The sequence below is a fragment of the Pseudomonas sp. NFR02 genome (assembly GCF_900119375.1).
GTDB lineage: Bacteria > Pseudomonadota > Gammaproteobacteria > Pseudomonadales > Pseudomonadaceae > Aquipseudomonas > Aquipseudomonas paracarnis.
This window is the reverse complement of sequence record NZ_FPJJ01000009.1, coordinates 116,554-136,217: the sequence shown is the minus strand read 5'-3', so window position 1 is coordinate 136,217 and position 19,664 is coordinate 116,554. Positions and strand designations below refer to the sequence as shown.

At 58.6% G+C, this 19,664-nt stretch carries 16 protein-coding genes; 11 read left to right on the top strand and 5 right to left on the bottom strand.

Annotation, left to right across the window (positions count from 1 at the left end; genetic code table 11):
- Positions 1-61 precede the first annotated feature (61 nt).
- From BT199_RS23940 to BT199_RS23930, 3 genes are all read right to left on the bottom strand, one after another.
- Positions 62-598 carry a hypothetical protein gene (locus BT199_RS23940; RefSeq protein ID WP_072435577.1) on the bottom strand — a complete coding sequence of 179 codons (537 nt, stop codon included), beginning with the start codon at positions 596-598 and terminating at the stop codon, positions 62-64.
- Between the two features lie 209 nt (positions 599-807).
- Positions 808-1,596, bottom strand: coding sequence for an MlaA family lipoprotein (locus BT199_RS23935; protein ID WP_014717723.1), 789 nt, complete (start codon positions 1,594-1,596; stop codon positions 808-810).
- Complete coding sequence (locus tag BT199_RS23930) at positions 1,589-2,887, bottom strand: serine protein kinase PrkA (RefSeq protein WP_003189995.1); 1,299 nt, start codon at positions 2,885-2,887, stop codon at positions 1,589-1,591. The genes BT199_RS23935 and BT199_RS23930 overlap by 8 nt, the downstream gene beginning before the upstream one ends.
- Before the next feature lie 233 nt (positions 2,888-3,120).
- On the opposite strand from BT199_RS23930, the gene BT199_RS23925 reads away from it, so the two are divergent.
- Positions 3,121-3,489 (top strand): hypothetical protein, encoded by a 369-nt coding sequence (locus BT199_RS23925; protein WP_014717724.1) that lies wholly within the window; start codon positions 3,121-3,123, stop codon positions 3,487-3,489.
- A gap of 106 nt (positions 3,490-3,595) precedes the next feature.
- Here BT199_RS23925 and BT199_RS23920 read toward each other — a convergent pair whose 3' ends face one another.
- Positions 3,596-5,149: a glycoside hydrolase family 17 protein gene (locus BT199_RS23920; RefSeq protein ID WP_072435576.1), complete on the bottom strand. Its 1,554-nt coding sequence runs from the start codon at positions 5,147-5,149 to the stop codon at positions 3,596-3,598.
- 332 nt (positions 5,150-5,481) lie between these two features.
- On the opposite strand from BT199_RS23920, the gene BT199_RS23915 reads away from it, so the two are divergent.
- From BT199_RS23915 to BT199_RS23905, 3 genes are all read left to right on the top strand, one after another.
- Positions 5,482-6,333 (top strand): glycine betaine ABC transporter substrate-binding protein, encoded by an 852-nt coding sequence (locus BT199_RS23915; protein ID WP_003233255.1) that lies wholly within the window; start codon positions 5,482-5,484, stop codon positions 6,331-6,333.
- Positions 6,334-6,529: 196 nt separating this feature from the next.
- Positions 6,530-6,841: a DUF485 domain-containing protein gene (locus tag BT199_RS23910; protein WP_003190001.1), complete on the top strand. Its 312-nt coding sequence runs from the start codon at positions 6,530-6,532 to the stop codon at positions 6,839-6,841.
- Positions 6,838-8,496, top strand: a complete 1,659-nt coding sequence (locus BT199_RS23905) for a cation acetate symporter (protein WP_003190002.1) — start codon at positions 6,838-6,840, stop codon at positions 8,494-8,496. Before BT199_RS23910 ends, BT199_RS23905 begins: the two co-directional genes overlap by 4 nt.
- A gap of 219 nt (positions 8,497-8,715) precedes the next feature.
- Here the strand turns inward: BT199_RS23905 and gltA are convergent, their stop codons facing one another.
- Positions 8,716-10,005 carry a citrate synthase gene (gltA, locus tag BT199_RS23900; protein WP_014717728.1) on the bottom strand — a complete coding sequence of 430 codons (1,290 nt, stop codon included), beginning with the start codon at positions 10,003-10,005 and terminating at the stop codon, positions 8,716-8,718.
- A 365-nt stretch (positions 10,006-10,370) separates the two neighbouring features.
- Here gltA and sdhC point away from each other — a divergent pair, with 365 nt between their 5' ends.
- The 7 genes from sdhC (at position 10,371) to lpdA (ending at position 19,497) form a co-directional block, all read left to right on the top strand.
- The gene (gene sdhC, locus BT199_RS23895; protein ID WP_014717729.1) at positions 10,371-10,745 is read left to right on the top strand and encodes a succinate dehydrogenase, cytochrome b556 subunit; all 375 of its coding nucleotides are present in this window, start codon (positions 10,371-10,373) and stop codon (positions 10,743-10,745) included.
- The gene (sdhD, locus tag BT199_RS23890; protein ID WP_003172805.1) at positions 10,739-11,107 is read left to right on the top strand and encodes a succinate dehydrogenase, hydrophobic membrane anchor protein; all 369 of its coding nucleotides are present in this window, start codon (positions 10,739-10,741) and stop codon (positions 11,105-11,107) included. The genes sdhC and sdhD overlap by 7 nt, the downstream gene beginning before the upstream one ends.
- Positions 11,108-11,110: 3 nt before the next feature.
- Entirely contained in the window at positions 11,111-12,883 is a 1,773-nt protein-coding gene (gene sdhA / locus BT199_RS23885) for a succinate dehydrogenase flavoprotein subunit (protein WP_014717730.1), read from the top strand.
- An 11-nt stretch (positions 12,884-12,894) separates the two neighbouring features.
- Positions 12,895-13,599 (top strand): succinate dehydrogenase iron-sulfur subunit, encoded by a 705-nt coding sequence (locus BT199_RS23880; protein WP_003172807.1) that lies wholly within the window; start codon positions 12,895-12,897, stop codon positions 13,597-13,599.
- 262 nt (positions 13,600-13,861) lie between these two features.
- Positions 13,862-16,693 (top strand): 2-oxoglutarate dehydrogenase E1 component, encoded by a 2,832-nt coding sequence (locus tag BT199_RS23875; RefSeq protein ID WP_014717731.1) that lies wholly within the window; start codon positions 13,862-13,864, stop codon positions 16,691-16,693.
- A gap of 44 nt (positions 16,694-16,737) precedes the next feature.
- Positions 16,738-17,961 (top strand): 2-oxoglutarate dehydrogenase complex dihydrolipoyllysine-residue succinyltransferase, encoded by a 1,224-nt coding sequence (gene odhB / locus BT199_RS23870; protein ID WP_014717732.1) that lies wholly within the window; start codon positions 16,738-16,740, stop codon positions 17,959-17,961.
- Positions 17,962-18,060: 99 nt separating this feature from the next.
- The gene (gene lpdA / locus BT199_RS23865) at positions 18,061-19,497 is read left to right on the top strand and encodes a dihydrolipoyl dehydrogenase (protein WP_014717733.1); all 1,437 of its coding nucleotides are present in this window, start codon (positions 18,061-18,063) and stop codon (positions 19,495-19,497) included.
- Positions 19,498-19,664 lie beyond the last annotated feature (167 nt).

Genomic DNA, 19,664 nt, shown 5'->3' with positions numbered 1-19,664 from the left:
GCTCCCTCAAAACAAGCAGTGCCAGGCGGCGCTGCTTGTTTTTCAGCTAACAGCGCTTCACTTAATGAAAGACATCGTAACCGTGATCGGCAAAATTCAGTAGAAGCCTTGCCTCGGAACCCTCGGTCGTCAGATGCTCAGTGGTCAGGCTGTAATAGTACAAACGAGGCAAGGCGCTGCTCATCCCGTTAATCATTTGGTCGCCCACTGTCGAATTGTTTCCTCCTAGGCTATCGATATATTCAAGCACTCGCTCCGCATTCGCGGCGATATCAGCGCGCTCACTGTCGCTGAGGCTGGGATCGTTCCAATTGCCTCCAACCTTATCGTAGAAATCGTCGATCCTGTGTTCTTCAAGCCGCGCTGTATAGGGATTCGTGAATGGATCCAGGTGAGCGGACGTCGGCATTTTATCTGCGGGCAATGGTGTAAGCAGATTGTCGAACAAGGGGTTTTTGGTGATTTCGTCTACGGTCCGATAATCGCCAGCTGCCCGGCCGGTGTTTTCGGTTGGGGCTTGCAGCTTCGGCATACCAAACTGTTGTGTAATGGCGTCTATCAAGCCAGCCGCCAGATTCAAGGTGTTCGGAATGAACATGATGTGTCCTTTTGAAGAAGTTTAATCAGGAATACCTCGGCGGCCTTGGGTGAGCCGCCGGGTCAGTACCTGTGTGTAAACTTTCATTCAAGAGGTTCCACTGTTTTCGCCGTCTGGCGGTGATCAGTGGCTCAAAGTGTGACGATAGATGGCGTTTACAGGATTGAGGCCAAGGCCATTGCGATGACCTTGGCTTTGGTCAATGACGTTTACTCGGCAATCTGCAATTTGCGCGATTCCGTATAGATATACCGCACCTTCTCATACTCGAACGGCGAGTTCATCTGGCCGTAGCGGAAGCTGGTCTGGTAGCGCTTGTCCACGGCGCGCAGGGCCCAGACTTCCGGATGGTTGGAGCTGACTTCGGATACGTTGAGGAAGTTGATCTGCGATTCGGCGCTGTAGTCCACCAGCAAGCCGGTGGTGTCACGCAGGTTCGACGGGCCAAAGATCGGCAACACCACATAGGCGCCGCCCGGTACGCCGTAGAAGCCCAGAGTCTGGCCGAAGTCTTCGCTCTGGCGCGGCAGGCCCATGGCGGTAGCCGGGTCCCACAGGCCGGCGATGCCAATGGTGGTATTGACCAGCAGGCGCCCGGTGGTTTCCAGCGAGCGGTGGCCCTTGAGCTGCAACAAGCTGTTCATCAGGTTGGGCACATCGCCCAGATTGTTGAAGAAGTTGCTCACGCCGGTGCGCAGGAAGCTCGGCGTGACGTAGCGGTAACCGTTTACTACCGGCAGGAATACCCACTGGTCGAAGCGATAGTTGAAGTGGTACACGCGGCGGTTCCACGACTCCAGTGGGTCGTAGACATTGAGCGCGGTGAGCGTGGAGCGTTCGAACTCACGCTGGTCCAAGCCTGGGTTGAACTTGAGCTTGGTCAGCGGCTCCTTGAAGCCGTCGGCATCGACCTTGACGGGTTCTTGGGCCTTGCTGTTGTCGGCATTGGCCACGCCTGCGCACATCAGTGCGGCGAGCAGCAGAAGATATTTAGCCACGGAAGAACTCCAGCATGGCGTCGGCGTTGACGCGGTAATTGAGGTTGCCGCAATGGCCGCCCAGCGGGTAGACGGTCAAGCGATCGCCGAAAGTTTTACGCAGGAAACCCAGGTCGCCAGGGCCGAGGATCACATCGTCGGCGTTATGCATCACGGCAATTTTCGGGCTGTCGCGCAGGTAGTCCTTGAGGGCGTAGAGGCTGACCTGGTCGATCAGTTGCAGCAGGCTGCCGCCATCGGAACGCGCGCGCCACATCGGGATCACTTGTTCGGTGAGGTAGCAGTCGAAGTCACACTGCAGGGCACGCTTGAGGAACGGCGTGAGGCTGGTGCCTTCGGTGATGGGGTATTTGGGTGGAATGATCAGGCCGCGGCGGTTGATCAAGTCCGAAGTGAACGCAATGTCAGCGGCCGAGAAGCGGAACGAGGTGCCGATCAGCATGGCCATCTGTTCATTGCTCAGGTGCTGCTTGGACTGCTGGAAGTCATAGAGCAAGGCATCGTTGAGGTCGATGTAGCCTTTCTGCTGGAAGTAACGCGTCAGTTTGCTCAGCACCAACTCATAGAAGGTGGTGCTGTTGTTGATGCCCTTGACCTCGGTCTGTACCAGCTTGTCGAGGTTGGTGATCGAGGTGTAGAGGTTGACCGGCGGGTTGAGCAGCAGCACTTTCTTGAAGTTGAAGCTACGGCGGGTCTCATCCAGCTTGCTGACAAACGCCGCATCCAGGGCGCCCAGGCTGTAACCGGTGAGGTAGAAATCAGTCACTGGCAACGAGGCGTTCTGCGCGCGTACGGCTTGCATCACGCGGTACATGTCTTCGGCGTCTTCCTGGGTGATGCCCGGGGTGGCGAAGCGCGAAGCGGCGCTGATGAAATCGAAGCTGGTTGGCGAGGAGAGCTGCACCACATGGTAGCCGGCCTGGTAATACAGCTTTTTCAGGTATTCATTGATGCTGCTATCAAAGCGTGCACCGGTGCCGGCGATCAGGAAGATCAAAGGCGCAGCACGGTCCTGCTTGGCAATGCGGTAAGTGAGTTTCTTCACCGCCCAGAAATTGTCCGGCAGGCTGAACTCGCGCTCGGGGCGCATCGTCAGGGTGTAGTCGGACTGGTTGATCTCGTCATCTGTCGGCAGGGTTGGCCGCAGATCGGGAGGCGTGGTGGCGATGGTTGCTTCGAACGGGTTGGTCAAAGGGTAGCCATAGCTGGCTTGGTCGATATCGACGGCCAGTGCTGACGCACTCAAAAATAGGCTGCCCAGCAAGGCAGCACAGCGCAAGGAACGGAGCATGACTTAATCCCTAAGAGGAACGGGCTGAATGAAGTTCGCAGGCTATGACCACCGCCTTGTCACCGAAGTGCCAGCACTCGGCACGAAAAGTCGGAAAAAACGTCGGAATCGGGGTAATAGTAGCGAGACGATACACTTTGCCATGCTTTGTTGAACAGATATCTGTGCGAACACCTTGCTAACGGCCGCCGTGGGATTAAGCTGGGCGCCGTTTTTGCCTATCGGAGTGCCCCATGTCCCGTCGTTTGCCGTTGATTCTGCTGCTTATTGCCCTGCCGTTATGGCTGGCCGCCAGTTATGCCGCACGCTACGGCTTCATGGAGGATGGGCAATGGGTTGGCATCTGTGCTGATGAGGCCAGCCGCTGGGAATGCCAGGTGCGTTCGAACCTGGGTTTGATGATCCATTTCAAGCTGCTGGGGTGGGCGGCGTTGATCACCTCAGTGCTGGGCTTTTTTGTACCGGGGCGTGCGGGATGGGCGTTGGCGGTGGTGGGCTTGGTGTTCGGGTTGCCGGCGCTGGCGTTGTACAACACGACGTTTGCGGTGTTTGCGGTGGTGATTGCGGGGTTGCGGTTGGTCAGGAAGCCGCGCGGCGCCTGATGTGGCCTCAGCGCAGGCAAGCCAGCTCCCACATTTGACCGTGCTCACAGATAGAAATGTGTGAACCCACTCAACTGTGGGAGCTGGCTTGCCTGCGATAGCGGTGTTACGCCTTGCGCACTCGCAAGCAACGCCACAAAGCCGCAACCATCAGCACGCTGACCACTGCCCAACCCCAGGCCTGCTGGTTCAACAGCCCTTCACGGTACAACTGCGGCGCAACGCCGGCACCGATGATAAAGGCCAGCAACGCAATCTCCCGACGTGGTCCGGTCACTGGGCGTACCAGGTACACCAGGGCCGGCAACACCAGCGCCGCGCTTGGGAAGCTGCGATAGCGCGGGTCAAACACCAGCGCTAGCATCATCACCGCACCGGCAAACCCGGCGATTGCCATCAGCCAGCCCGCGCGTTGCTCCAGCCAGCTGAACCCGCGCTCACGCCAGCCTTCCCGTGCGCTGAGGGCGAGTGCGGCGTGGGCCAGCACCAGCAAGTTCAACATCACCAGCAAGCCTGCCCATACCCATTCATCGCTGAAGCGCGCGGTAACGCGGGTCAGTTCGGCCCAACTGCCGATGGAGCACGCTGCGACGGCCCCTAGCAACGGCAGTATTAATGCAGAGCGAGTGCTGCGAACGCGGCCGCCGAGCACCAGGGTGCCAAGCAGGATGAGCCCGCCGACGCCCAGCCACAGCCGCCAGTAGGGCACATTGGTCACCGGGCCGGCGAGGATACCTTTGTCCTGACGGTCTGCATCGAACAGCCCCCAGTAACCACCCACAGCCCCTTCACTCGCACGTTTCCATGGCTGGTCAAAGGCTTCGATCAGGTTGTAGCGCCAGCCATTGGCTTCGGCCATGGCCACGAAGCCGCGCATGAACCTGGCCTCATTGACCCGGCTGGGCACGGCGGTTTCGCGCTGTCGGCCTTCGCTGGGCCAGCCGGTTTCGCCGATCACGATGTCCTTGGGCGCGAATTTATGGCCGAAGGTCTGGCGCACATCGCCCACGTGCTTGAGCGCCTGGTCGATGCCGGACGGCTCATCTTCCCAATACGGCAACAGGTGAATGGTCAGGAAGTCCACCGCCGGCCCGATTTCCGGGTGTTGCAACCAGAACTCCCAGACATCGGCATAGGTGACGGGCTGCTTGATCTGGCTTTTAACCTGATGGATCAGCGCCACCAGTTGCTTGGCAGTAACTTCCTTGCGCAACAGGGCTTCGTTGCCGACGATCACCGAGGTCACTACATCCGGGCTAGCGTTGGCCGCCGCGATCAACTCGTTGATCTCTTTTTCGGTCGCCACAGGGTCGCTGCTGACCCAGGCCCCGGCCATCACTTTCAACCCATGCTTGCGCGCCATGTCCGGCAGGGCCTCCAGGCCGGTCATGGAGTAGGTGCGAATGCATTCAAAGCGCGTAGCCAGTAGCGCCAGGTCGGCGTCCATGCGCTCGGGGCGCAGCGTGAACGGTTGGTCGAATGGGGACTGGTCTTTGTCGAACGGTGTGTAGGACGCACATTGCAGCTTATGGCTGGCGCTGGCGACGTCTGGCAACACCACGGGCCGGCCGAGGCCGTACCAGTAGCCGACAAGGGCAAGCATGCCGAGGATCAAGGCAAAGAAATAGGGCAGGGCAGGGAAGCGGGCAGTCGCGGGCATGGTCGGCTTATCTGGGGGAGCAAAGGCGCGCATCTTACCCGGATTTGCCGCAGCCCAGTGCGGCTGCATAATTTTGACATGCAAACTTCGGGCGGGATTCTGGCGATAACGCCTACAAAGCATCCTGCTGGCGATGTGATGTCGTTTCCTGCTCAACCAAGGTCGCTGACAGAGCAGGGCAAATGCCTACGCAGGTTGAAGATAAAACTGTCAGTACTCCACTGATGCCTCAGCAACCGGATCGATGCGCGTGAAGGGGGCGCGGTGCACCCTATAACAACAGTTTGACGTCGCTCGGCATCCGTCGGGCGCAGCACTTTCGGGGAAGTACTATGAAGATGCGACGACTCTTGGGCGCAGCTGCCACTCTGGTAGTTGCGATGGGCTCCACACTGGCCAGTGCCGACAGCAAGACCCTGAGCATCGGCTACGTGGACGGCTGGTCCGACAGCGTGGCCACTACTCATGTGGCGGCAGAGGTGATCAAGCAAAAGCTCGGCTACGACGTAAAACTGCAAGCGGTTGCCACCGGGATCATGTGGCAGGGCGTCGCCACCGGCAAACTCGATGCCATGCTTTCCGCCTGGCTACCTGTAACCCACGGTGAATACTGGACCAAGAACAAGGACAAGGTGGTCGACTACGGCCCCAACTTCAAGGACGCCAAGATCGGCCTGATCGTGCCGGAGTACGTCAAGGCCAAGTCCATCGAAGACCTCAAGACCGACACCACCTTCAAGAACAAGATCGTCGGCATCGACGCCGGTTCAGGCGTAATGCTCAAGACCGACGAAGCCATCAAGCAATATGGCTTGGACTACAAACTGCAAGCCAGCTCGGGTGCGGCGATGATTGCCGAACTGACCCGCGCCGAAGACAAGCAGGAGTCGATTGCGGTCACCGGTTGGGTACCGCACTGGATGTTCGCCAAGTGGAAACTGCGTTTCCTGGACGACCCAAAAGGGATTTATGGTGCTGCTGAAACCGTCAACAGCATCGGCAGCAAGGGCCTGGAGAAGAAAGCGCCGGAAGTCGCAGCCTTCCTGAAGAAATTCCAGTGGGCCTCCAAGGATGAAATCGGTGAAGTCATGCTGGCGATTCAAGAAGGCGCCAAGCCGGACGCCGCGGCCAAGGACTGGGTAGCCAAGCACCCCGAGCGCGTTGCCGAATGGACCGCTAAATAAAAGCCACCGATGCAACCCTGTGGGAGGGGGCTTGCTCCCTCCCACATTCGTTTTGCACTGACTCAAATCTTCCTGCGCCCCAGCAATCCCTCGCTACACTCGATCTACTACTAAGGTCGTCTGGAACCCATTGCGCAGCCGCATACAGTGGATACGTTCCAAAATAATAAAAAGCTGTGCTGCGAGGATAAAAACAATGAACGACAGCATTTACCTCTCGATTCAAAACAGCCCGCGTTTCAAGGAGCTGGTCAGGAAAAGGGAAAGGTTCGCCTGGATTCTCTCGGCGATCATGCTAGGGCTTTACTCCGCTTTCATCCTGTTGATCGCCTACGGGCCACAAGTGCTGGGGGCCAAGATCAGCCCCGGTTCCTCGATTACCTGGGGCATTCCCCTGGGCGTCGGGCTGATTGTGTCGGCCTTCATTCTCACCGGCATCTACGTGCGTCGGGCCAACGGCGAATTTGACGACCTGAACAATGCGATTCTCAAGGAGGCTGCGCAATGATCCGGCGTCTATTGGCTCTATTCGGTGCTTCGCTGTTGGCTCCGGCCGTTTGGGCGGCGGACGCATTGACCGGTGAAGTGCACAAGCAACCGCTGAACATCTCGGCCATTGTGATGTTCGTCGCGTTTGTCGGCGCCACCCTGTGCATCACTTATTGGGCGTCCAAGCGCAACAAGTCAGCGGCGGACTACTATGCGGCGGGCGGCAAGATCACCGGTTTCCAGAACGGTCTGGCGATTGCCGGTGACTACATGTCGGCGGCGTCCTTCCTGGGGATTTCCGCGCTGGTGTTCACCTCCGGCTATGACGGCTTGATCTACTCGATCGGCTTCCTTGTGGGCTGGCCGATCATTCTGTTCCTGATCGCCGAGCGCTTGCGTAACCTGGGCAAATACACCTTTGCCGACGTGGCGTCCTATCGCCTGGGGCAAACCCAGATCCGCAGCCTGTCGGCGTGTGGCTCGCTGGTGGTGGTGGCGTTCTACCTGATCGCGCAGATGGTCGGCGCGGGCAAGCTGATCCAGCTGCTGTTTGGCCTTGATTACCATGTGGCGGTGATCCTGGTGGGTATCCTGATGTGCATGTACGTGCTGTTCGGCGGCATGTTGGCGACCACCTGGGTGCAGATCATCAAGGCGGTGCTGTTGCTGTCCGGTGCCTCGTTCATGGCGCTGATGGTGATGAAGCACGTCAACTTCGATTTCAACATGCTGTTCTCCGAGGCGATCAAGGTTCACCCCAAAGGTGAGGCGATCATGAGCCCCGGCGGCCTGGTGAAAGACCCGATCTCGGCATTCTCCCTGGGCCTGGCACTGATGTTCGGTACCGCTGGCCTGCCGCACATCCTGATGCGCTTTTTCACGGTAAGCGACGCCAAGGAAGCGCGTAAGAGCGTGCTGTACGCAACCGGCTTCATCGGCTACTTCTATATCCTGACCTTTATCATCGGCTTCGGCGCGATCCTTTTGGTCAGCACCAACCCGGCGTTCAAGGATGCAGCGGGCGCCTTGCTCGGCGGTAACAACATGGCGGCGGTGCACCTGGCCAACGCGGTGGGTGGCAGTATCTTCCTGGGCTTCATCTCGGCCGTGGCGTTTGCCACCATCCTGGCGGTGGTTGCCGGCTTGACCCTGGCGGGTGCTTCGGCGGTGTCCCATGACCTGTATGCCAGCGTGATCAAGAAGGGCAAGGCCAACGAGAAAGATGAGATTCGCGTGTCGAAGATCACCACCGTAGCCTTGGGTGTATTGGCCATCGGCCTGGGTATCCTGTTCGAAAGCCAGAACATTGCGTTCATGGTCGGGCTGGCGTTCTCTATCGCTGCCAGCTGTAACTTCCCGGTGCTGCTGCTTTCCATGTACTGGAAAAACCTCACCACCCGTGGTGCCATGATTGGCGGCTGGCTGGGCTTGATCAGCGCCGTGGGCCTGATGATCCTCGGTCCGACCATCTGGGTGTCGATCCTGCACCATGAAAAGGCGATCTTCCCGTACGAGTACCCGGCGCTGTTCTCGATGATCATTGCGTTCGTCGGCATCTGGTTCTTCTCCATCACCGACAAGTCGGCGGCGGCAGAGAAAGAGCGTGCGCTGTACTTCCCGCAGTTCGTGCGTTCGCAGACTGGCCTGGGGGCGAGTGGGGCGGTTAATCACTAAGTCGTCAGTTGCATAAGAGATACCCCGGTCGCAAGGCCGGGGTATTTTTTTGCCTGGGCTGGCCTCATCGCGGGCAAGCCCGGCTCCCACAGGTTGACTGTGTGAGCCCGATCGACGGTGGGAGCTGGCATGCCTGCGATGGCGGTAGATCAGGCCACACCAACAAAAACGGCCTCCACTAAGGGAGGCCGTTCTCATGACAAACAAGCCGTTAAGTGCTTACTTGCGGTCTTCCAGCTTGGTGATGTCACGCGACTCGTAGCCGGTGTACAGCTGGCGCGGGCGGCCAATCTTGTACGGGCTGGAGAGCATTTCTTTCCAGTGGGAGATCCAGCCCACGGTCCGCGCCAGGGCGAAGATCACGGTGAACATGCTGGTTGGAATGCCGATCGCCTTGAGGATGATCCCCGAGTAGAAGTCGACGTTCGGGTACAGCGAGCGTTCGATGAAGTACGGGTCGGTCAGGGCGATCTCTTCCAGGCGCATGGCCAGTTCGAGTTGCGGATCGTTCTTGATGCCCAGTTCCTTCAACACTTCGTCGCAGGTCTGCTTCATGACAGTAGCGCGCGGGTCGCGGTTCTTGTAGACCCGGTGACCGAAGCCCATCAACTTGAACGGATCGTTCTTGTCCTTGGCCTTGGCGATGAAGGTGTCGATGTTGGACACATCGCCGATTTCATCGAGCATGGTCAATACGGCTTCGTTCGCACCGCCGTGGGCAGGGCCCCACAGTGCGGCGATGCCGGCGGCAATACAGGCGAACGGGTTGGCACCCGAAGAGCCCGCCAGGCGCACGGTAGAGGTGGAAGCGTTCTGCTCGTGGTCGGCGTGGAGGATGAAGATCCGGTCCATGGCCTTGGCGAGCACCGGGCTGATCGGTTTGATCTCGCACGGGGTGTTGAACATCATGTGCAGGAAGTTTTCCGCGTACGTCAGGTCGTTGCGCGGGTACATCATGGGTTGGCCCATGGAGTACTTGTAAACCATTGCGGCCAGGGTAGGCATCTTGGCAACCAGGCGGATCGCGGAAATTTCGCGATGCTGCGGGTTATTGATGTCCAGGGAGTCGTGATAGAAGGCCGACAGGGCGCCTACTACACCGCACATGACGGCCATCGGGTGGGCGTCGCGACGGAAGCCGTTGAAGAAGGTCTTCAACTGCTCGTGAACCATGGTGTGGTTCTTCACGGTGCTGACGAACTGGGCTTTCTGCTCGGCTGTTGGCAATTCGCCATTTAGCAGCAGGTAGCAGGTTTCCAGGTAGTCCGACTTTTCAGCCAGTTGCTCGATCGGGTAGCCGCGATGAAGCAGAATGCCATTGTCACCATCGATATAGGTGATCTTCGACTCGCAGGAAGCGGTCGACATGAAGCCTGGGTCGAAAGTAAAACGGCCCGTGGCCGTCAGGCCCCGTACGTCGATAACATCGGGACCAACGGTGCCGGTTAAAATGGGCAGCTCGACGGGGGCTGCGCCCTCGATGATCAACTGCGCTTTTTTGTCAGCCATGTGGCCTCCTATTTATGCTTCAAATCATCAGACAGACCCCCCACGCAGGGCCCGCACCACTATATTGATATAAATCCAGATGTCAATTTGCCTAAAGTCTTGCGCCAGAAGGCTTTAACCGTACTTTTTCGTCGAAATTGACTGCCATTTACGCCTTTTATCCCGCCAGCGCAATCAGCTATTAGGGTGAGGTGTGCGCGTTGTCATTAGTAACCTAACTGTCTATACTCGGCCACCGACCGCCAAGGGCTTTTGGGCTTGCTTTCATTGGGGGTCGCACTCCCTGGGTGGTGCTTACCTGACCAGTCGCACTCCCCAACAACTTTGCCCTGATTGTTAGGGGCTCTTCAGTGTGAAAAAAAGCCGTGAATAGCCAACGACCTGTAAACCTAGACCTAAGGACCATCAAACTCCCCATCACCGGCGTTACGTCGTTCCTGCACCGTGTTTCCGGCATCATCCTGTTCCTGGGCTTGGGCATCATGCTTTATGCATTGAGCAAATCCCTGGGTTCCGAGGAAGGATACGCCGAGGTGAAGGCATGCTTGACCAGCCCGCTGGCCAAGTTCGTAGCATGGGGCCTCCTGTCCTCTCTTCTGTATCACCTGGTAGCCGGTGTGCGCCACTTGATCATGGACATGGGCATCGGTGAGACGCTGGAAGGCGGCCGCCTGGGCTCGAAAATCATCGTCGCCATTTCCGTGGTGCTGATCGTTCTGGCAGGAGTTTGGATATGGTAACCAGCGTAACGAATCTGTCGCGTTCGGGCCTCTATGACTGGATGGCACAGCGTGTGTCTGCGGTCGTTCTCGCGGCTTATTTCATTTTCCTGATCGGATACCTCGTCGCAAACCCGGGCATCGGCTATGAGCAATGGCACGGCCTGTTTTCCCACAATGCGATGCGAATCTTCAGTCTGCTGGCCCTTGTAGCCCTGGGCGCTCACGCCTGGGTTGGCATGTGGACCATCGCGACTGACTACCTGACGCCGATGGCGCTGGGCAAGTCCGCGACTGCAGTACGTTTCCTCTTCCAGGCAGTATGCGGCGTCGCGATGTTCGCTTACTTCGTCTGGGGTGTGCAGATTCTTTGGGGTATCTGATTCATGGCTAACATTCCAACTATTTCATTCGACGCCATCATTATTGGTGGCGGCGGTGCTGGCATGCGCGCTGCGCTGCAGCTGGCCCAGGGCGGCCACAAGACGGCCGTGATCACCAAGGTGTTCCCGACGCGTTCCCACACCGTATCGGCCCAGGGTGGCATCACCTGCGCCATCGCCTCCGCCGACCCTAACGATGACTGGCGCTGGCACATGTACGATACCGTCAAGGGTTCCGACTATATCGGTGACCAGGACGCTATCGAATACATGTGTCAGGAAGGCCCGGCCGCGGTGTTCGAGCTGGACCACATGGGTCTGCCGTTCTCCCGTACCGAGCAAGGCCGTATCTACCAGCGTCCATTCGGTGGCCAGTCCAAGGATTACGGTAAAGGCGGCCAGGCTGCCCGTACCTGCGCTGCGTCCGACCGTACTGGTCACGCGCTGCTGCATACCCTTTACCAAGGCAACCTGAAAGCCGGTACCACGTTCCTGAACGAGTACTACGCTGTTGATCTGGTGAAGAACGGCAAGGGCGAGTTCGTCGGTGTGATCGCCATCTGCATCGAAACCGGTGAAACCACCTACATCCGCGCCAAGGCGACTGTGCTGGCGACCGGTGGTGCAGGTCGTATCTACGCTTCTACCACCAATGCCCTGATCAACACCGGTGACGGCGTCGGCATGGCCCTGCGTGCTGGCGTACCGGTACAAGACATCGAAATGTGGCAGTTCCACCCGACCGGCATCGCCGGCGCCGGTGTACTGGTGACCGAAGGTTGCCGTGGTGAAGGTGGTTACCTGATCAACAAGCACGGCGAGCGTTTCATGGAGCGTTATGCTCCGAACGCCAAAGACTTGGCTGGCCGTGACGTTGTGGCTCGTTCGATGGTTAAAGAGATCATCGCCGGTAACGGCTGTGGCCCGAATGGCGACCACGTACTGCTCAAGCTCGATCACCTGGGTGAAGAAGTGCTGCACAGCCGCCTGCCTGGTATCTGCGAGCTGTCCAAGACCTTCGCCCACGTTGACCCGGTAGTTGCTCCGGTTCCGGTGGTTCCAACTTGCCACTATATGATGGGCGGCGTGCCGACCAACATTCACGGCCAGGCAATCACCCAGAACGCCGACGGCCAGGACGAGATCATCCATGGTCTGTTCGCAGTAGGTGAAGTGGCTTGCGTATCGGTTCACGGTGCCAACCGCCTGGGCGGCAACTCGCTGCTCGACCTGGTGGTATTCGGCCGTGCGGCCGGCCTGCACCTTGAGAAGGCGCTGACTGACGGCATCGAATACGATGACGCCACCGACGCCAACATCGAAGCGGCCCTGGCGCGTCTGAACGCTCTGAACGAGCGCACGGATGGCGAAGACGTGGCAACCCTGCGTCGCGAGCTGCAAAGCTGCATGCAGAACTACTTCGGTGTGTTCCGTACCGGCGAATACATGCAGAAGGGCATCGCCCAGCTGGCTGACCTGCGCAAGCGCATCGCCAACGTCAAAATCAACGATAAGAGCCAGGCGTTCAACACTGCTCGTATCGAAGCCCTTGAGCTGCAAAACCTGCTGGAAGTGGCTGAAGCGACGGCGATCGCCGCCGAGGTTCGTAAAGAATCCCGTGGTGCTCACGCTCGTGAAGACTTTGAAGATCGCGACGACGAAAACTGGTTGTGCCACACCCTGTACTTCCCGGGTGACAAGCGCGTAACCAAGCGTGCCGTGAACTTCTCGCCGAAGACGGTGCCGACGTTTGAACCGAAGATTCGGACTTACTAAGGGTGGCTGCCATGTTGAAAGTCAGTGTTTATCGCTACAACCCTGATCAGGACGCCGCGCCGTTCATGCAGGAGTTCCAGGTCGATACCGGTGGTAAAGACCTGATGGTGCTGGATGTACTGGCACTGATCAAAGAGCAGGACGAGGGTTTCTCCTATCGTCGCTCTTGCCGTGAAGGTGTGTGCGGTTCCGACGGCATGAACATCAACGGCAAAAACGGCCTGGCGTGCATCACGCCGCTGTCCGCCGTGGTCAAAGGCAACAAGCTGATTGTTCGTCCACTGCCAGGTTTGCCGGTTATCCGTGACCTGGTCGTCGATATGAGCATCTTCTACAAGCAATACGAGAAAGTTAAGCCGTTCCTGCAGAACGACACGCCGGCTCCGGCCATCGAGCGTCTGCAGTCCCCGGAAGAACGTGAAAAACTCGATGGCCTGTACGAGTGCATCCTGTGCGCTTGCTGCTCGACATCCTGCCCGTCCTTCTGGTGGAACCCGGACAAGTTCCTGGGTCCAGCTGCGCTGCTGCAAGCCTACCGCTTCCTGGCAGACAGCCGTGACACCAAGACGTCCGAGCGTCTGGCTTCGCTGGATGACCCGTTCAGCGTATTCCGCTGCCGCGGGATCATGAACTGCGTCAACGTATGTCCTAAAGGCCTGAACCCGACTAAGGCCATTGGTCACATCCGTAACATGCTGCTGCAGAGCGGCGTGTAACTGACGTTGTAGTAAAAGCAGGACCGTTGTGCCCGTAAATGCTGCGGCGCAGGCTTCAACCGGCGCCGTAGTTTTAACTTGAGCAGCGACTTACAAAGCCGCGGCTCTTATTTTGAAGAAATGAGACAAGCAGGGGCATTCGGGTTGGTACCCGAACTATCAGCGTGATCCTAAGTGGCTTGTTTTGGTCGCTGCACTTGGCCTTTTGCAAGCAAACTCGGTGTTTTCGCCGGTGGTGTCCCCAAATCGAGGGTGACCAAGCATGCAAGAAAGCGTGATGCAGCGCATGTGGAACAGCGGCTATCTTTCAGGTGGTAACGCTGCCTATGTGGAAGAGCTTTATGAGCTCTACCTGCACGACCCTAACGCTGTGCCAGAAGAATGGCGCACCAAATTTCAGACGTTGTCTTCAGACGGCAACGCTGCCACCGATGTATCGCACGCAACAATTCGCGATCAGTTCGTGCTGCTGGCAAAGAACCAGCGCCGCGCCCAACCGGTTTCCGCCGGCAGCGTGAGCAGTGAGCATGAGAAGAAGCAAGTTGAAGTACTGCGACTGATCCAGGCCTACCGTATGCGTGGCCACCAGGCAGCCCAGCTTGACCCGCTGGGGCTGTGGCAGCGTCCTGCACCTGCAGACCTGTCGATCAATCATTACGGCTTGACCAATGCCGATCTTGATACGACCTTCCGTGCCGGCGACCTGTTCATCGGCAAAGAGGAAGCGAGCCTACGCGAAATTCACGAAGCGTTGCAGCAGACATATTGCCGCACCATCGGCGCTGAATTTACGCACATCACCGATTCCGAGCAGCGCCAGTGGTTCCAGCACCGCCTGGAAGGCGTGCGTGGCCGTCCGGTATTGTCCGCCGATGTGCGCGGCCACCTGCTGGAGCGCGTGACCGCGGCCGAAGGCCTCGAGAAATACCTGGGCACTAAATACCCAGGCACCAAGCGTTTCGGCCTGGAAGGCGGCGAAAGCCTGATTCCGATGCTCGACGAACTGATCCAGCGTTCCGGTTCCTATGGCACCAAGGAAATCGTGATCGGCATGGCTCACCGTGGTCGCCTGAACGTGTTGGTCAACACCTTCGGCAAGAACCCGCGTGAGCTGTTCGACGAGTTCGAAGGCAAGAAGAAGGTCGAGCTGGGTTCCGGTGACGTTAAATACCACCAGGGCTTCTCGTCCAACGTGATGACCACCGGCGGTGAAGTTCACCTGGCCATGGCATTCAACCCCTCCCACCTGGAAATCGTTTCGCCAGTGGTCGAGGGTTCGGTACGTGCTCGCCAGGATCGTCGTAACGATTCCACCGGTGAGAAGGTTCTGCCGATTTCCATCCACGGTGACGCGGCATTCGCCGGTCAAGGCGTGGTCCTGGAAACGTTCCAGATGTCGCAGACTCGCGGCTTCAAGACCGGTGGTACCGTTCACATCGTCATCAACAACCAGGTGGGCTTCACCATCAGCAACCCGTTGGACGCGCGTTCCACCGAGTACGCCACCGACGTTGCCAAGATGATCCAGGCGCCGATCCTCCATGTGAATGGCGATGATCCGGAAGCCGTGCTGTTCGTGACCCAACTGGCTGTCGACTACCGCATGCAGTTCAAGCGTGACGTGGTCATCGACCTGGTTTGCTACCGCCGTCGCGGTCACAACGAAGCGGACGAGCCAAGCGGCACCCAGCCGTTGATGTACCAGCAGATCACCAAGCAGCGCACCACCCGTGAGCTGTACGCCGAAAGCCTGACCAAGGCCGGCGTGGTTGACGATGCGCGTGTTCAGGCGAAAGTCGACGAATACCGCAACGCACTGGACAACGGCCTGCATGTAGTGAAAAGCCTGGTCAAGGAGCCGAACAAAGAGCTGTTCGTTGACTGGCGCCCATACCTGGGTCACACCTGGACTGCACGTCACGATACCTCGTTCGATTTGAAGACGTTGCAGGAACTGTCCGCCAAGCTGCTGGAAATTCCCGAAGGCTTCGTCGTACAGCGCCAGGTTGCGAAGATCTACGAAGACCGTCAGAAGATGCAAGCCGGTGGCCTGCCGATCAACTGGGGTTACGCCGAAACCATGGCGTACGCGACCCTGGCGTTCGAAGGTCACCCGATCCGCATGACCGGCCAGGACATCGGCCGCGGTACGTTCTCGCACCGTCATGCTGTATTGCACAACCAGAAAGACGCGGGCACCTACATCCCGTTGCAGAACCTGTACGAAGGCCAGCCACGTTTCGACCTGTACGATTCGTTCCTGTCCGAAGAAGCCGTACTGGCGTTCGAATACGGTTACTCGACCACCACGCCGAACGCGCTGGTGATCTGGGAAGCCCAGTTCGGCGACTTCGCCAACGGTGCCCAGGTGGTTATCGACCAGTTCATCACCAGCGGCGAGCACAAGTGGGGCCGTCTGTGCGGTCTGACCATGCTGCTGCCACACGGTTATGAAGGTCAGGGCCCTGAGCACTCCTCGGCCCGTCTGGAGCGTTACCTGCAATTGTGCGCCGAGCACAACATTCAGGTGTGCGTGCCGACGACCCCGGCGCAGATCTACCACTTGCTGCGTCGCCAGGTGATCCGTCCGCTGCGCAAGCCGCTGGTGGTGCTGACGCCGAAGTCGCTGTTGCGTCACAAGCTGGCCGTTTCGACCCTGGAAGATCTGGCCCAAGGTTCGTTCCAGACCGTGATTCCAGAGATCGATACGCTGGACGCCGCCAAGGTCACTCGCCTGATCCTGTGCAGCGGCAAGGTCTACTACGATCTGTTGGAAAAACGCCGTGCCGAAGGCCGCGAAGACATCGCCATCGTGCGTATCGAGCAGCTTTATCCGTTCCCGGAAGATGACCTCATGGAGATCATCGCGCCTTACACCAACCTCACGAACGTAGTGTGGTGTCAGGAAGAACCGATGAACCAGGGCGCCTGGTACAGCAGCCAGCATCATCTGCGTCGCAGCATCGGCAACCACAACAAGGCTTTGGTCCTTGAGTACGCCGGTCGTGATGCTTCTGCTGCACCTGCCTGTGGTTACGCGTCGATGCACGCCGAGCAGCAGGAAAAACTGCTGCAAGATGCTTTCACTGTTTAACGCCTTCGCGCTGACTGAAACCGAATTTTAAGGACCTACAGATAATGGCTATCGAAATCAAAGCCCCGTCATTCCCGGAATCGGTTGCCGATGGCACCGTTGCCACCTGGCACAAGAAACCAGGCGAGGCCGTCAAGCGTGACGACCTGATCGTCGACATCGAGACCGACAAAGTCGTTCTGGAAGTGTTGGCCGAAGCTGACGGCGTGCTGGGCGCAATCGTTGCTGAAGAGGGCGCTACCGTTCTGTCGAACCAGGTACTGGGCTCGATCGAAGAGGGCAGCGCTGCTGCCGCTGCTCCTGCTCCTGCCGCTGCTGCACCGGCTGCTTCTGCGCCTGCCGCACCGGCTGCGGGTGGCGAAGATCCAATCGCTGCACCGGCTGCGCGTCAACTGGCTGAGGAAAACGGCATCAACCTGGCTTCCATCAAGGGCACCGGCAAAGATGGCCGTGTGACCAAGGAAGACGTGGTTGCCGCAGTTGAAGCCAAGAAGAACGCTCCGGCTGCCGCACCTGCCAAGGCTGCAGCGCCTGCTGCCGCTGCGCCTGTGTTTGCCGCTGGCGACCGCACCGAGAAGCGCGTACCGATGACTCGTGTACGTGCCACCGTGGCCAAGCGCCTGGTTGAAGCTCAGTCGAACATGGCGATGCTGACCACCTTCAACGAAGTCGACATGACCGAAGTCATGGCCCTGCGTTCGAAGTACAAGGACCTGTTCGAGAAGTCCCACAACGGCGTGCGCCTGGGCTTCATGTCGTTCTTCGTGAAAGCGGCCACCGAAGCGCTGAAGCGCTTCCCGGCAGTCAACGCTTCGATCGACGGCGGCGACATCGTTTACCACGGCTACTCCGATATCGGCGTTGCCGTCTCCAGCGACCGCGGCCTGGTGGTTCCAGTCCTGCGTAACGCCGAGCTGATGAGCCTGGCCGAAATCGAAGGCGGCATCGCTGGCTTCGGCAAGAAAGCCCGTGACGGCAAGCTGACCATCGACGAGATGACCGGCGGTACCTTCACCATCACCAACGGTGGTACCTTCGGTTCGATGATGTCGACGCCGATCGTCAACCCACCGCAGGCCGCGATCCTGGGCATGCACAACATCATCCAGCGTCCGATGGCCATCAACGGCCAAGTCGTGATCCGCCCAATGATGTACCTGGCACTGTCTTACGATCACCGCCTGATCGACGGTAAAGAAGCCGTGACGTTCCTGGTGACCATCAAGAACCTGCTGGAAGACCCGGCTCGCCTGCTCCTGGACATCTGATAGAAGCAGTTGCACGTTGCGAGCTACAAGCTGTAGGAAAAAGCAGCTTGGCTTGCAACGTGTGACTAGAAGCTTGTCGCAAATAGAGGATCTATTTTCATGACACAGAAATTTGACGTTGTAGTGATTGGTGCAGGCCCTGGCGGCTATGTTGCCGCCATCAAGGCTGCGCAACTGGGCCTGTCCACTGCTTGCATCGAAAAATACACCGACAAGGAAGGCAAACTGGCGCTGGGCGGTACTTGCCTGAACGTGGGTTGCATTCCGTCCAAGGCGCTGCTGGACAGCTCCTGGAAATTCCACGAAGCCCAAGACGGCTTTGCGATCCACGGCATCAACCATGCTGGCGTGACCATGGACGTACCCGCAATGGTCGGCCGTAAAGCCAACATCGTCAAAGGCCTGACTTCCGGCGTTGCCACCTTGTTCAAGGCCAACGGCGTGACTTCCATTCAAGGCCACGGCAAACTGCTGGCCGGCAAGAAAGTTGAAGTCACCAAGCCAGACGGTTCGGTTGAAGTCATCGAAGCCGAAAACGTGATCCTGGCACCCGGCTCGCGTCCAATCGACATTCCGCCTGCTCCTGTTGATAACAACGTGATCGTTGATTCGACCGGCGCCCTGGAATTCCAAGCTGTGCCTAAGCGTCTGGGCGTCATCGGCGCCGGCGTGATCGGTTTGGAACTGGGTTCGGTATGGTCCCGCCTGGGTGCTCAAGTCACCGTACTGGAAGCCCTGGATACATTCCTGCTGGCTGCCGACACCGCGGTGTCCAAGGAAGCGCTGAAAACCCTGACCAAACAAGGTCTGGACATCAAGCTTGGCGCCCGTGTTACCGGTTCCAAGGTCAACGGCGAAGAAGTCGTAGTGACCTACACCGATAAAGACGGCGAGCAGACCATCACTTTCGACAAGCTGATCGTCGCCGTGGGCCGCCGCCCAGTGACCAACGACTTGCTGGCTTCCGACAGCGGCGTGAACATCGACGAGCGTGGTTTCATCCACGTTGACGATCATTGCGCCACCACCGTGCCTGGCGTCTATGCCATTGGCGACGTGGTTCGTGGCATGATGCTGGCCCACAAGGCTTCCGAAGAGGGCATCATGGTCGTTGAGCGCATCAAGGGTCACAAGACCCAGATGAACTACGACCTGATCCCATCGGTTATCTACACCCACCCGGAAATTGCATGGGTCGGCAAGAACGAACAGCAGTTGAAAGCTGAAGGCGTTGAAGTTAACGTCGGCACCTTCCCGTTTGCCGCTTCTGGCCGTGCCATGGCAGCCAACGACACCGGTGGTTTTGTCAAAGTCATCGCTGATGCCAAGACTGACCGCGTATTGGGCGTCCACGTGATTGGCCCAAGCGCTGCAGAACTGGTTCAGCAAGGCGCGATCGGCATGGAATTCGGCACCAGTGCCGAGGACTTGGGCATGATGGTCTTCTCCCATCCGACCCTGTCCGAAGCGCTGCACGAAGCTGCGTTGGCAGTGAATGGCGGCGCCATCCACATTGCCAACAAGAAGAAGCGCTAAGCGAGATAATAAGAAACCACGGCGGAGTTGCCCGTCGTGAGCCTTGCGCGCAAGACTCACCGCGGAATATCCGCTGGACGCAGCCTTGCGCAGCTTTACGGGCCATAAGCCCCGCAAGTTGCGCGAGCAGCAGTCACAGGTGGCGCGGCACTCATAATGAGCGCAGC

What these genes read in the sequence shown, in the direction of transcription:
- BT199_RS23940 (WP_072435577.1), bottom strand. Translation starts at nt 598, where the DNA reads ATGTTCATTCCGAACACCTTGAATCTGGCGGCTGGCTTGATAGACGCC.
- BT199_RS23930 (WP_003189995.1), bottom strand. Translation starts at nt 2,887, where the DNA reads ATGCTCCGTTCCTTGCGCTGTGCTGCCTTGCTGGGCAGCCTATTTTTG.
- BT199_RS23925 (WP_014717724.1), top strand. Translation starts at nt 3,121, where the DNA reads ATGTCCCGTCGTTTGCCGTTGATTCTGCTGCTTATTGCCCTGCCGTTA.
- BT199_RS23920 (WP_072435576.1), bottom strand. Translation starts at nt 5,149, where the DNA reads ATGCCCGCGACTGCCCGCTTCCCTGCCCTGCCCTATTTCTTTGCCTTG.
- BT199_RS23915 (WP_003233255.1), top strand. Translation starts at nt 5,482, where the DNA reads ATGAAGATGCGACGACTCTTGGGCGCAGCTGCCACTCTGGTAGTTGCG.
- BT199_RS23910 (WP_003190001.1), top strand. Translation starts at nt 6,530, where the DNA reads ATGAACGACAGCATTTACCTCTCGATTCAAAACAGCCCGCGTTTCAAG.
- BT199_RS23905 (WP_003190002.1), top strand. Translation starts at nt 6,838, where the DNA reads ATGATCCGGCGTCTATTGGCTCTATTCGGTGCTTCGCTGTTGGCTCCG.
- gltA (WP_014717728.1), bottom strand. Translation starts at nt 10,005, where the DNA reads ATGGCTGACAAAAAAGCGCAGTTGATCATCGAGGGCGCAGCCCCCGTC.
- sdhD (WP_003172805.1), top strand. Translation starts at nt 10,739, where the DNA reads ATGGTAACCAGCGTAACGAATCTGTCGCGTTCGGGCCTCTATGACTGG.
- sdhA (WP_014717730.1), top strand. Translation starts at nt 11,111, where the DNA reads ATGGCTAACATTCCAACTATTTCATTCGACGCCATCATTATTGGTGGC.
- BT199_RS23880 (WP_003172807.1), top strand. Translation starts at nt 12,895, where the DNA reads ATGTTGAAAGTCAGTGTTTATCGCTACAACCCTGATCAGGACGCCGCG.
- BT199_RS23875 (WP_014717731.1), top strand. Translation starts at nt 13,862, where the DNA reads ATGCAAGAAAGCGTGATGCAGCGCATGTGGAACAGCGGCTATCTTTCA.
- odhB (WP_014717732.1), top strand. Translation starts at nt 16,738, where the DNA reads ATGGCTATCGAAATCAAAGCCCCGTCATTCCCGGAATCGGTTGCCGAT.
- lpdA (WP_014717733.1), top strand. Translation starts at nt 18,061, where the DNA reads ATGACACAGAAATTTGACGTTGTAGTGATTGGTGCAGGCCCTGGCGGC.